Genomic DNA, 12,904 nt, shown 5'->3' on the forward strand with positions numbered 1-12,904 from the left:
TGCCCAGGGAAAAGCCGCCCTCAAGACCGGTTTCCCGCTGGGCGTCGCCCTCCAGGACGGACCGATGGATCGTTGTGCTCAAAAGGCCTCCCATTCATCCTCACTGGCCGCGTGCTGCTTGACCTGTTTCTGCACAGGGGGCGTCGCTGCCGACTCTGTTCGAGGCGGGAGCGCACGACGCGCCTCCGCCGCCTTGAAACGCGTCTCCCGGTCGACGGTTTCCTTTCCGCTGCCACTCAGACGCAACACCGCCATGGCCTGGGCCAGCAAGGCAACCTGCTGGTCTAGGCGATGGGCGGCGCGCGCCGAAGTCTGCACCCGTTCGGCATTCTGCTGCGTGACTTCATCCATCTGGGCTATCGCCTGATTGACCTGCTCGATGCCCTGGGACTGCTCATCGGACGCCGACGCGATCTCGCCCATGATGTCGTTGACCTTGGTCACTGAAGCGACAACCTGTTCGATGGAAGCTTCGGCCTGCTTGACAAGCTCGGCGCCACCATCGATCTCCTGGGTGGAACCGTCGATCAGGGCGCGGATCTCGCGTGCGGCATCCGCCGACCGTCCGGCCAGGTTGCGCACTTCGCCGGCCACCACGGCGAACCCTCGCCCCTGCTCTCCGGCACGTGCAGCCTCGACAGAGGCATTGAGCGCCAGGATGTTGGTCTGAAAGGCAATGGAATCGATGACACTGATGATCTCGGCGACCTTGCGCGAGCTGTCGGTAATGCGATCCATGGTGGTCACAACCTGTCCCATCACCTCGCCGCTCTGGCGCACGGCATCGGTCGCCGTGCTGGCCAGGCCACTGGCTTCGCGGGCATTGGCCGCATTCTGGCGAACCGTGCTGGTCATCTGCTCCATGCTCGAGGCGGTCTCCTCGAGCGAAGCAGCCTGCTGCTCGGTGCGCGACGACAGGTCTTCGTTGCCCTCGGCAATGTCGCGCGAGGCCGGCCGCACCACGGAGACGCTGTGATTGACATCGGTCACGATGCTGCCGAGGCTCTTGCGCATGGCATCCAGGGCACGCATCAGTCGCCCCAATTCATCGTCCCGCGCACTGGGCATGGTCGCGCCCAGGTTGCCCGAGGCGATCTGCAGCGTGAACTGCATGGACTCCTTCACGGGGCGACGGATGGCGCGAATGCTGAGAATGCCCATCACGATGAGCAGCACGAGACCGGCCAACAACAGCCCGCTCTGGATCATGAGCATCCGGCGCTTGTCACGGATCGCTTCGCTGGCCAGTAACTGAGCCGCCTCCTGCTTGCTGGCGACCAGGTTGTTGATCACCTCGCTGAGACGATCGCCTTCCGGTTCCAGGACATCCTTGAAGGCCACGAAGCCTTGATAGAAATCACCATCCACCAGACTGGTCGTCACGGCTTTCAAGCCGTCCTCCAGGTAGCCGGAAAGTCCCTCGTCAAAGGTCTCGGCAGCCTCGGTATGGTTGCTTTCGCGAGCCATGAACTCGCCCCAGAGCCGATCGAGGTCGGCAATGATGCCTTCGACCTCGGCCTGCATGGTTTCCATGTCGCCCGACATGGGATTGCTGACCGGCCCTGACACGGCATCCCTTCCGCGCGTCATCAATTGCTCGATACGCTGCAGGCGCGCCACGTCCATCAGTCCGTTGCGATTGAGCGACTCGAGTCGCTCACCGGCCGTCTCCAGCCCATACATGCCCAAGCCGCCACTGGCACCCAACAGCAGCAGGGCCAGCACGATCATGGTCGTCATGCGGCCTTGCAGCGAACGAAATTGCAGCCGCCCCAACCAGCCCCGCAGTCCGCTGCGCTGGATGTGACCTCGCGATAGCCGCACACCCTGCAGCTTGCCCTGCCGAATCCGGGCATAGACCTGTTCGGCATGCTCACAGGCCTCTGGATCGGCCTTGACTCGCACGGAAGCGTAACCCTGGACCTCGCCATGCTCGAAAATCGGCACGACGCTGGCACGCACCCAGTAGTGATCACCATTCTTGCGCCGGTTCTTGACCAGCCCTTCCCAGGATTCTCCCGCCTCGAGGGTTTCCCAGAGATTGGCGAACGCCGCCTCGGGCATGTCGGGATGGCGCACGATGCTGTGCGGCGCCCCGATCAATTCCTCCAGCGTATAGCCACTCACCTCGACAAAGGCCGGGTTGGCATAGGTAATCCGGCCCTTGAGGTCGGTTCGCGAGATCAGGTAATGCTCATCGTCCAGCTGATACTCGCGTTGGGTGACCTGTTGGTGATTGCGCATAACAATGTTCCTTGCTGCTGGTAAATTCCCAGGCGTGCTCTTGTTGTTGTTCTGGTGAAGACGGAAATCAGAACTCTTCCCACTCGTTCTCGGCTGGCGTCCGCGCTTCGGGCAGCCGGGCCTGGCTGTCGGCGGGTGCCTTCAGCGCGGCTCGCGAATCGCGGGACGAAGGTACCGGCAAGGCCTCCTGGCCGGCCTCGGCCTGTTGCGACAGGCGGAACAGCGCCACGGCCTCACGCAGGGCTTCGGCTTCACGCTCGAGTGCCGTGGCGGCAGAGGCGGCTTCCTGCACCAGGCTGGCGTTCTGCTGGGTGACTTGATCCATCTGGGTAATGGCCTGATTTACCTGGCTGATGCCGTTGCTCTGCTCCTGCGATGCGGACGCGATCTCGTCCATGATGTCGTTGACGCGCTGCACTGCAGCGACAATGTCCCCCATGGTGCTGCCTGCCTGATCGACCAATTTCGAACCGGCATCGACACGTTCGACGGAGGCTTCGATCAGTCCACGAATTTCCTTGGCGGCATCGGCCGAACGGCCAGCCAGGTTGCGCACTTCACCGGCGACCACCGCGAATCCCCGCCCTTGCTCGCCGGCACGAGCAGCCTCGACCGAGGCGTTGAGCGCCAGGATATTGGTCTGGAAAGCGATCGAATCGATGACATCGATGATGTCGACGACCTTATGGGAACTGGCACTGATGTCACGCATGGTGTCGACCACCTGCCCGACCACGTTGCCGCCTCGCTCGGCGGTCTGCGATGCGCTCTGCGCCAATTGGCTGGCCTGGCGCGCATTGTCGGCGTTCTGGCTCACGGTAGAGGTCAACTGCTCCATGCTGGACGCGGTCTCTTCGAGAGACGCCGCCTGCTGCTCGGTGCGCGATGACAGGTCGGTATTGCCCTGAGCGATATGGCGCGAGCCGGCGTGAATGCCTTGGCTGCTACGACGCACCCTGCCTACGGTCGTCGAAAGTCCTTCCTGCATACGTGCCAAGGACGAGAACAACTTGCCGATTTCATTGTTGCCGCGCTGCTCGATGCTGGCCGACAGGTCGCCTTCGGCCATGCGCTCGAAATGCTGCACGACCCGTCCCAGGGGACGAATGACATTGACGGTGATGCCCCACAACACGACCAGGATCATGACGATGGAAATCACTACGGCAGCCCCGATGGCGATTTCCAGTATTAATGCAGTATCTTGGAACGTGTCGTATAGTTCCCGGCCATCACCTTCGGCTTCTATAAAGAAATCCACCGCACTGGCATAGAAAGCATCGCTGAGTGCCTGAGCGTTGGCCGCATTTTCACTGAACGTGAACAAGTCCAGATCCTGCAGGGCCGCAATCTGCGGGGCCAATGCACCCTCGACGACAGCGCTGAAATTCTTTTCGACTTCATCGATCAATGCCTGGTGCTCAGGCTGGGCAGGAATCGCCTTGAATTCCGCAAAGGTGCCACGCAGCGTGTCGAGCATGCCGGGCAGTGCATCCATCCGGGATTCCTGATTGCCCCAGCCGGCCCCGTTGAGCTGGGCATATTCGCTCTGAATTGCCAGGCGAAGGTTGAGCAACTGGGTATTGGCCCGGTTGAGCGTGGATTGTTGCTCGACATTGACCTGGTTGAGCGTACCCAAGGCATTCTGGCTATACATCACGGCATAGCCACCCAAGCCACTGACGGTGAACACCAGCACCGTGAACACTGCCAGCACCATCAACCAGCTGGTCTTTACGGTCATGTTATCGATCAGCTTCATAAGAACCCTGCGTCTTATTGAGTGTGAGGCGACTCGATGGATCGTCACCGACGTTTTGCGCTGCCTCTTTTTTTCTTGACGCCATGCTCATGCATGGTCTCGTGCCGCCGCCTCACGGACGCGGAGTACACCCGCAATCGGCAGACGAACGGTGGGCATATGGAAGTTCCCGTATCCGGAAGCCAATCCCGCCCAGTCCCAACCGTTGAAAGAACTATCGGCAGATAGGGAAAAGACTTGATAGTGAACGGCTTGGTAGGGGGTAGCTGGTCTATGAAACCAGCGATGCCGCCCCGGGCGGGGCGGCATCGTCATCGAGGCGGTGACGCAGGCACTTACATGACGCTGTCGTGCGTCAGTGCCTTGGGCTTGGTGAGCGTGGCTTTTCTGGGTGCTCCTACCAGCTTGAACCAGGCCACGATCTCCTCCAACTGGTGCGCCTGGTTCTCCAGAGACGCGGAAGTCACACTAGCTTCCTGAACCAGCGAGGCATTCTGTTGCGTCACCTGATCCATCTGGCCTACGGCCTGGCCGACCTGCTCGATACCGGCACTCTGCTCCTGCGATGCCGAGGCGATCTCACGCATGAGTGCCGACATGCGTGCCACCGAAGACACGACATCGCGGATCGTTTCGCCGGTGCGATCCACCAACCCTGCCCCCGCCTCAACCTGTTCGTTCGAGGCCTGGATCATGGTGCGAATCTCGCGAGCCGCTTCGGCACTACGGCTGGCCAGAGTTCGCACTTCACCGGCAACCACGGCAAAGCCCCGCCCCTGCTCCCCGGCACGTGCCGCCTCGACCGAGGCATTGAGCGCGAGGATATTCGTCTGGAAGGCGATCGAGTCGATCACCCCAATCACTTCATTGACGCGCTGGGTGCTTTCGGAAATGCCGCGCATGGTTGTCACGACATCGCCCATCATCGTACCGCCCTGACGAGCCGTGTTACTGGTCTCCTCGGCGATCGTGCTGGCCTGGCGGGCATTGTCGGCATTCTGGCGCACCGTTTGCGTCAATTCTTCCATACTGGAGGCGGTTTCCTCGATGGAAGCAGCCTGCTGTTCGGTGCGCGCCGAGAGATCCTGATTGCCAGCGGCAATGCGGCTTGCACCGCTATTGATGTGGCCGGCTGCCTGGCGAACCTGTTCCAGCGACGAAGCCAGGCGCTGGCGCATACTTTCAATGGCCGACAAGAGGCTTGACGAGTCTCCTGCCTTCAATTGCAGCTTGTGGGTCAGGTCGCCGCCGGCGATCTGCTGAACAACGTCACGGGCATGGTCCGGATCGCCGCCCAGGCTTTTCAGTACACCACGAATGATCCAGAACATGGCCGCGGTCAGGAACGCCCCCACGATCAGCAGGAGGACTCCCAACCCCAACACACTACGCCAGAACGCCGCTTGGATGTCATTGAGATAAACCCCCGTCGCCAGTTGCCAATCCCATTCGGGAATGCGCAGTACATAGCTCAACTTGGGCTCCTGCACCTTGCTGGCATTTACGGACATGTACTCGACGAATCCTCCGCCACCTGCGGATGTCGCCACGCTGAGAAGTTCACGGTACAAGTACTTCCCAGCATCGTCTTGATACTGACTCATTGACGTTCCCGCATCGCGACGCGGGTGGTAGACAATATTTAGATCGCTATCAAATACGAAAATATAACCGCCATCGCCGAAGCTGAGCGTCGCGATACGTTCAAGCGCCTGTTGCTTCGCAGTATCAATCGCCAGCTCGCCTTGCCCTGCACGCTCGACATAATCCTGAACCATGTCATGCGCACTCGTGATAAAGAGCTGAAGACTTCGCTTACGCTCTTGTAGCAGTGTCTCGCGTTTGTCGAGAGCGGCCCAGCCGACAATCAACATCATCCCAATCCACATAAGGACCAGAAGGGCCCATAACTTTCTACGCATCGTCCAATGTTTCATTAGCAGTCTCGGTAATTTATCAATGACCGTAGTGACGGAGTTGGTTTAACTATCGGCAAGAATTACGAGAACTAAAGAGGACTAGTGTTCTACAAAAACAAAAAAGCATGTGCCATTCCGACACATGCTTTATCTAATTAAATACTAACTAATTTAAAACTCTTCCCACTCTTCCTGAGTTTCCGCATGTACCACCTTGCCGGATTTACCGGATGACTTCTGGCTGGATGGCAGCGCCTTGGCAGACGAGTGACGACGCGCCTCGGCCGCCTTGAAACGCGTTTCCCGCGTCACTGCCTCCTTGCCCTCGCCACTCAGGCGCAGCACGGCCATGGCATTGGCCAGCACCGCCACCTGATGGTTCAGGTCATTGGCTGCCCTCGCCGACGTCTGGACACGCTCGGCATTCTGCTGCGTGACCTCATCCATCTGGGCGATCGCCTGGTTGATCTGCTCGATACCACGCGTTTGCTCATCCGACGCCGAGGCGATTTCCCCCATGATGTCGTTGACCTTGAGTACCGACGCCACGACCTGCCCGATAGAGGATTCCGCTTTCTTGACCAGTTCGGCGCCACCGCCGATTTCCTGGGCGGAACCGTCGATCAGGGCGCGAATCTCGCGTGCGGCATCCGCCGAGCGACCGGCCAGGTTGCGCACTTCGCCGGCCACAACTGCAAAGCCTCGCCCCTGTTCACCGGCGCGCGCCGCCTCGACCGAGGCATTGAGTGCGAGGATGTTCGTCTGGAAGGCAATCGAGTCGATGACACCGATGATCTCGGACACCTTGCGTGAGCTTTCGGTGATGCGATCCATGGTGGTCACGACCTGCCCCATGACCTCGCCGCTTTCGCGCACGGCCCCGGCGGCATTGCTTGCCAGCCCGCTGGCTTCACGCGCGTTGGCCGCGTTCTGCTTCACAGTCGCTGTCATTTCTTCCATGCTCGAGGCAGTTTCCTCGAGCGAGGCCGCCTGCTGCTCGGTACGCGATGACATGTCCTCGTTGCCTGTAGCGATATCGTGCGATGCCGGACGCACCACGCTGACACTGTGATTCACGTCCTTGACGATGCTGCCCAGGCTCTTGCGCATGGTGTTCAAGGCACTCATGAGCTGGCCCAGCTCATCGTTACGCTGGCTGGGCATGTCAGCGCCCAGGTTGCCGGCCGCAATCTGGCGGGTAAACGCTACCGACTCCGTGACCGGCCGCAGGATGGCGCGAATCATCAAGGCCCCCATGAGGATCAGTAGCGTCAGCCCCACCAGCAGCAGAGCCGCCTGAAACAACCACATGCGTTGCTCTTCAGCAGCAGCCTGCTCGGCCAAGGCGCGTGCCTGCGCCTGCTTTTCGGCGATCAGCTTGTTGATCTCCTGCGAAATGGCGTCACCTTCGGTCTGCAATTCACCGATACTGTCCTGCAGGGCCATAAAGGCCTTGAAGGCATCCTCGCCGCGCAGCACGTCGACGGTAGCCTGAAGGTCGTCAGTCAAGTAACCGGACAGTCGATCGGCGAAGGCCTGGGTCAGCGCCGAGTGGTTGTTCGGGCGATCGAATTCGTTCCACCTTGCGGTAATGCGTTCGATCAGGTCCTGCAACTCATCGGCACGCTCGCCGCGAGTGTCGAGCAACTCGAGCCGCTCGCGACGTGCCAGCGACTGGTGGCTCTGCGTTGCCAGTTGATCGATTTTCTGCAGGCGCGCCACGTCTTCCAGCCCATCCTGATTGAGACGCGTGAAACGTTCCCCGGCTTCGTTCAAGGCATACAGGCCCATCCCGCCACTTGCCAGCACCAGCACGGCGGCTGCGCCGATCAGCGTGACCAGGCGAGCGCGCATGGAGCGCACGTTGGTCCGCGCCAGGCGCGCGACAAGGCCACGTCGACGCAACTGGCCGCGATCCAGCCGGTAATGCTTGGTAGTGCCTTCACGAAGCTGTGCATAGGCCTGTTCGGCGCGCTGGCAATCTTCTTCCGTCGCCTTGACGCGTACCGAGGCGTAGCCCTGGATCTCGCCCCCTTCGAAAATGGGCGTGACACTGGCATGAACCCAATAATGATCACTATTCTTGCGGCGATTCTTGACCAGGCCCTCCCAGGAATTCCCGGCCTCGATGGTCTGCCACAAGTCCGCGAAGGCAGCTTCCGGCATGTCGGGATGGCGGACTATGCTGTGCGGCGCCCCGATCAACTCTTCGGCGCTGAAGCCACTGACCTCGATGAAGGCCGGATTCACGTAGGTGATCCGCCCCTTCAAGTCGGTACGCGAAATCAGATAGCTATCATCATCGAGGACATATTCCCGGTGCGTGACCGGCTGGTTGTTTTGCATGGCGCTTCCCCTGTTCCTGGAATCCGGGCCCCCTCTGGCCCCGATATTTCTTATTGTTCCTAACGCTGACCCGACAGGCCCCGCCGGCTGAAAGTCAGCCGCGCGGGGCGCTCCCCATTGTGAGGGTCGTGCAGCGTTACTTGGCTGTACGGTCGACCAGTGCCATTTCCTCACTGGTCAGCAGCTTGTCGATGTCGACCAGCACCAGCATGCGGTCATCCAGGCTACCCAGGCCACTCAGGTAATCGGAGGACAGGGCCACGCCGAATTCCGGCGCCGGCTTGATCTGGTCGGGCGACAGGGTCATGACGTCGGAGACGCCATCGACCACGATGCCCACTACACGCTCGGCGACATTGACCACGATGACGACGGTCTGGCCGCCATACTCGACCTTGTCGAGGTGGAACTTGATGCGCAGGTCGACGATCGGCACGATCACGCCGCGCAGGTTGGTCACGCCCTTGATGAAGTCCGGTGCATTGGCGATACGCGTGACGTTCTCGTAGCCACGGATTTCCTGCACCTTGAGAATATCGACGGCGTATTCTTCATCGCCCAGCGAGAAGACAAGAAACTCGCTGCTCTGGGTGTCGAGGGCAGCGGCGCTGGCCTGCTGAAGCTGGTTACTGGCCTGGGAGACGGCGGTCATGACGGAAGTACCTCCTGAACGAGCTGGGGCTGTGGGTCGTTGTTACGGCGCGGCGCCTTGCGCCGGCTGAGGCGATGCAGGTCGGCAATATCGAGGATCAGCGCGACGCTGCCATCGCCAAGGATGGTGGCCGCGGAAATTCCCGGCACCTTGCGATAATTGGTTTCCAGATTCTTGACGACAACCTGCTGCTGCCCGACCAGGTCGTCGACGACCAAGGCATAGCGGCGGCCTTCTCCCTGCACGATGACCACGATGCATTCGGTGAGCTTGGTCCGCGCTCCCTGCACATCCAGTACCTGGTGCAGGGCGATGACCGGCAGGTATTCGTCGCGCACCTTGAGCAGCAGGTCGTTGCCGGCCATGGAATACAGGTCGTCCTCGTTGGGCTGTAGCGATTCGAGTACGGCGCCCAGCGGCAGGATGAACACTTCATCTCCGACCTTGATTGACATGCCGTCGAGAATCGCCAGCGTCAGCGGCAGCACAATGCGGGTCGTCGTTCCCTGGCCTTCGCGAGACACGATTTCGACATGCCCGCCCATCGCCTGGATGTTGCGCTTGACCACGTCCATGCCGACGCCCCGGCCGGACACGTCGCTGACCTTTTCCGCCGTGGAGAAGCCCGGCGCGAAAATCAGTTGCCAGACCTCGTCATCACTCATGCTGTCGGACACCGCCAAGCCGTTGGATTCGGCCTTGGCCAGCAGCTTCTTGCGATTAAGACCAGCACCGTCGTCGATGACTTCGATGAGGATATTGCCGCCCTGGTGCTGGGCAGACAGTGTGAGCTTGCCGGTGCGCGGCTTGCCCGCGGCCTCGCGCTTGTCCGGCGACTCGATACCATGGTCGAGGCTGTTGCGCACCAGGTGGGTCAACGGGTCGATGATGCGCTCGATCAGGCTCTTGTCGAGCTCGGTGGACTTGCCTTCGGTCACCAGTTCCACATCCTTGTCGAGCTTGGCCGCAAGATCGCGCACCAGACGCGGGAAACGACTGAACACGTAGTCCATCGGCATCATGCGAATCGACATGACCGCTTCCTGCAGGTCGCGCGCGTTGCGCTGCAGCAGGTTGAGCCCGTTGTGCAACGCACTGTGCGTCACGCCATCGAATTCGCTGGCCGTCTGATCGAGCATCGATTGGGTGATGATCAACTCACCGACCAGGTTGATGATCTGGTCGACCTTGTCGACGGGCACGCGCAGCGAACTGGACTCACTACCGCTCTTGGCCTTGTTCGACGCAGCCTTGGCAGGTGCCTTGGCCGCCTTGTCGGCAGCGGGTTTGGCCTGCTCGGCCGGGGCCGGGACTTGCGCCTTGGTGGCGGCCGGCTTGCTCTCGACTGCCGGCGCATCGTCCGCCCTGGCCTCGACAGCCGGTGTTGCAGGTGCGGAAGCCGCCCCTACGCTACTGATCTGGAGCTGTTCAGGCTCGACGATGAAGCACATGACGGCTTCGATATCGTCAGTGCTGACGCCGGTCTGCAGGATCACTTCGTAGCGCTTGTCATCGCCGCGCTGCTCGCGAATCTCGCCTAGCTGCCCCAGTTCCTCGACCAGCAGCTCGCGATCCTTGTCATTGACGTTCAACAGCGCCACGCACAGGGCACCGCCTTCGACGGATGCTGTCTCGGCGGCTGACTCCTCGGGCGTCTCGGCTTCCGCTACCGGTTCCGGCTCGGGCGGCGGCGTCGGCTGTGCCGCGGCAGTGGCATTACCGGCACTGTCGCCCATCGACTTGCCCAACTCATCCAGGGCCAGTTGCTTGAGGGTCTTGCAGATGCGCTCAAAGGCTTCCGGATCGGGCTCGGCGCCATTGCGATAGGCGTCCAGCTGGTCGTGCAACATATCCTTGGCTTCCAGAAAGGTGTCGACGATATCGCGGCGCAGCGTGAGTTCTCCACGGCGCGTGTGATCGAGCAGGTTTTCGAGAATGTGAGTGGTTTCCTGCAGCACGAGGAAACCGAACGTTCCCGCGCCACCCTTGATGGAATGTGCTGCACGGAAGATGGCGTTGAGCTGTTCCGGGTCGGGATCGTCGACATCCAGCTCGAGCAGGTGGCGCTCCATGTCGCCCAGAAGCTCCTCCGCCTCCTCGAAGAACGTTTCATAGAATTCAGTAATATCCATGTTCTAATCCACTCAGGTCTCAAGGGGCATTGAGCGCATCGTTGAGCGACTCCAATGCCATATTGGGTATCACCACGGCCGATTCGTCCGGCACGTTAGTGCCTGCCGGCGAGGCAATCTTTGGCGGCGCTTCCGACCAGGTCTGCACGCTCTGGTTGGTGATCGACGTGGCTGCGCGCTTGTCCAGCACGAGGATGCTGATCCGCCGGTTGGCGGCATCGCTGCCGTCTACCTCGTGCAGCGGCACGCGAGCGCCCATGCCGGCAACGCGTAGCAGCTTTTCGGCATCGAGCCCGCCAGCGACCAGCTCTCGCCGCGACGCATTGGCGCGGTCCGCCGACAGTTCCCAGTTGCTGTAGCCCTTCTCACCATTGACGTAGGGCAGGCTATCGGTATGGCCACTCAGGCTGATGCGGTTCGGCAACTCGTTGAGCACCGGCGCAATGGCACGCAGGATGTCGCGCATGTAGGGCGCGACGCGGTCGCTGCCCAGCTCGAACATGGGGCGTTTCTCAGAATCGACGATCTGGATGCGCAGCCCCTCCGGGGTCATCGCCATGCGCAACTGCGAACGCAATTCACGCAGGTTCGGCTTGCTCTCGATCACCGACTCGATACGCTTTTCAAGGTTGATCAGCCGGCGCTGCTCGTCGCTGGGACGCGTTTCCTGGCGGCGGTCGATACGCATCTGCTCGCCGTCGACATGCGCCGGATCGGGCCCACCGCCCGGGATGGCACTGGTACTCGCCGTGTTCTTGTCGCCGCCTGCCATGGCCACCGGCAACGGCGTGCGAAAGTACTCGGAAATACTCTTGAGTTCCGCCGGCGATGCCGTCGATAGCAGCCACAGCACGAGGAACAGCGCCATCAGGGCGGTCATGAAATCGGCATAGGCGATCTTCCAGGCACCACCATGATGCCCGCCCTTGACCGACTTCTTGCGCTTGACGATGACAGGACGATGGGCACCGCTCATGGTCCCCCCACTGAGCTTTTCGAGTTGCGGACGTGATCTTCCAATTCATTGAAGGTCGGACGTTCGGCGGTGTAGAGCGCCTTGCGCCCGAACTCCACGGCCAACTGCGGCGCGTAGCCGTTGAGGCTCGCCATCAACGTGACGCGAATGCAATGCAGCATCTTGACCGCTTCAGCGATCTGCTGATGGATACGCGCCGCCAGGGGGTTGACGAAGCCATACGCCAGCAGGATGCCCAGGAACGTGCCGACGAGCGCGTGGGCAATGAGAATGCCCATCTCCGCCGCGCCCTGGTCGGCCGAGCCGAGTGCATGCACGACCCCCATGACCGCGGCTACGATCCCGAAGGCCGGCAAGCCGTCGCCGACCGTCTGCAACGCATGCGCCGGGACTTCCGCTTCATGCTGGAACGTCTCGATCTCGTGCTCCATCAGTGCATCGATTTCGAAAGGGTCCATGTTGCCGCTGACCATCAAGCGCAGGTAATCGGTCAAGAAGGCCATAACCATGGGATCGGCCAGCAGCTTGGGATAATCCGCGAAAATGGCACTGTTCTGGGGGTCGTCGATGTCGCGCTCTATACCCAGCATGCCGTCGCGACGCGCCTTGGTCAGCAGCTTGTATTGGAGTGCCATCAGCTCCATGTACATGAGCTTGTTGTACTTGGCCGTCCGCTTGAGCTTGGAAAATGTGCGGAACGTTGCCTTGATGGCCTTGCCATTGTTAGAGGCCACGAAAGCGCCGACGGCTGCACCGCCGATCATGACCAGTTCGGCAGGCTGATAGAGTGCGCCCAGATGGCCGCCTACCATCAAGTAACCGCCGAAGACCGACGCGATAACGATGAAATAGCCGATGGGGATTAACACGCGT

8 protein-coding genes are annotated in these 12,904 nt (G+C 61.0%); all 8 read right to left on the reverse strand.

Going from position 1 to position 12,904, the window contains the following annotated elements; translation table 11 throughout:
- Positions 1-78: 78 nt before the first annotated feature.
- Positions 79-2,244: a methyl-accepting chemotaxis protein gene (locus tag BM194_RS05455; RefSeq protein ID WP_092844552.1), complete on the reverse strand. Its 2,166-nt coding sequence runs from the start codon at positions 2,242-2,244 to the stop codon at positions 79-81.
- 67 nt (positions 2,245-2,311) lie between these two features.
- The gene (locus tag BM194_RS21000; RefSeq protein WP_092844554.1) at positions 2,312-4,006 is read right to left on the reverse strand and encodes a methyl-accepting chemotaxis protein; all 1,695 of its coding nucleotides are present in this window, start codon (positions 4,004-4,006) and stop codon (positions 2,312-2,314) included.
- Positions 4,007-4,341: 335 nt separating this feature from the next.
- On the reverse strand, positions 4,342-5,943 hold the full coding sequence (locus tag BM194_RS05465) for a methyl-accepting chemotaxis protein (protein ID WP_244890886.1): 1,602 nt from the start codon (positions 5,941-5,943) through the stop codon (positions 4,342-4,344).
- 153 nt (positions 5,944-6,096) lie between these two features.
- On the reverse strand, positions 6,097-8,271 hold the full coding sequence (locus BM194_RS05470; protein ID WP_092844558.1) for a methyl-accepting chemotaxis protein: 2,175 nt from the start codon (positions 8,269-8,271) through the stop codon (positions 6,097-6,099).
- A 136-nt stretch (positions 8,272-8,407) separates the two neighbouring features.
- Positions 8,408-8,923 (reverse strand): chemotaxis protein CheW, encoded by a 516-nt coding sequence (gene cheW / locus BM194_RS05475; protein WP_092844560.1) that lies wholly within the window; start codon positions 8,921-8,923, stop codon positions 8,408-8,410.
- The gene (gene cheA, locus BM194_RS05480) at positions 8,920-11,055 is read right to left on the reverse strand and encodes a chemotaxis protein CheA (RefSeq protein WP_092844562.1); all 2,136 of its coding nucleotides are present in this window, start codon (positions 11,053-11,055) and stop codon (positions 8,920-8,922) included. Before cheA ends, cheW begins: the two co-directional genes overlap by 4 nt.
- A 19-nt stretch (positions 11,056-11,074) precedes the next feature.
- Positions 11,075-12,031 carry a flagellar motor protein MotB gene (motB, locus tag BM194_RS05485; RefSeq protein ID WP_092844564.1) on the reverse strand — a complete coding sequence of 319 codons (957 nt, stop codon included), beginning with the start codon at positions 12,029-12,031 and terminating at the stop codon, positions 11,075-11,077.
- Positions 12,028-12,900 (reverse strand): flagellar motor stator protein MotA, encoded by an 873-nt coding sequence (motA, locus tag BM194_RS05490; protein ID WP_092844566.1) that lies wholly within the window; start codon positions 12,898-12,900, stop codon positions 12,028-12,030. Before motA ends, motB begins: the two co-directional genes overlap by 4 nt.
- Positions 12,901-12,904 lie beyond the last annotated feature (4 nt).

Source organism: Modicisalibacter xianhensis (genome assembly GCF_900113605.1).
GTDB classification, from domain to species: domain Bacteria; phylum Pseudomonadota; class Gammaproteobacteria; order Pseudomonadales; family Halomonadaceae; genus Modicisalibacter; species Modicisalibacter xianhensis.

What these genes read in the sequence shown, in the direction of transcription:
- cheA (WP_092844562.1), bottom strand. Translation starts at nt 11,055, where the DNA reads ATGGATATTACTGAATTCTATGAAACGTTCTTCGAGGAGGCGGAGGAG.
- BM194_RS21000 (WP_092844554.1), bottom strand. Translation starts at nt 4,006, where the DNA reads ATGAAGCTGATCGATAACATGACCGTAAAGACCAGCTGGTTGATGGTG.
- BM194_RS05465 (WP_244890886.1), bottom strand. Translation starts at nt 5,943, where the DNA reads ATGAAACATTGGACGATGCGTAGAAAGTTATGGGCCCTTCTGGTCCTT.
- BM194_RS05470 (WP_092844558.1), bottom strand. Translation starts at nt 8,271, where the DNA reads ATGCAAAACAACCAGCCGGTCACGCACCGGGAATATGTCCTCGATGAT.
- BM194_RS05455 (WP_092844552.1), bottom strand. Translation starts at nt 2,244, where the DNA reads ATGCGCAATCACCAACAGGTCACCCAACGCGAGTATCAGCTGGACGAT.
- motB (WP_092844564.1), bottom strand. Translation starts at nt 12,031, where the DNA reads ATGAGCGGTGCCCATCGTCCTGTCATCGTCAAGCGCAAGAAGTCGGTC.
- cheW (WP_092844560.1), bottom strand. Translation starts at nt 8,923, where the DNA reads ATGACCGCCGTCTCCCAGGCCAGTAACCAGCTTCAGCAGGCCAGCGCC.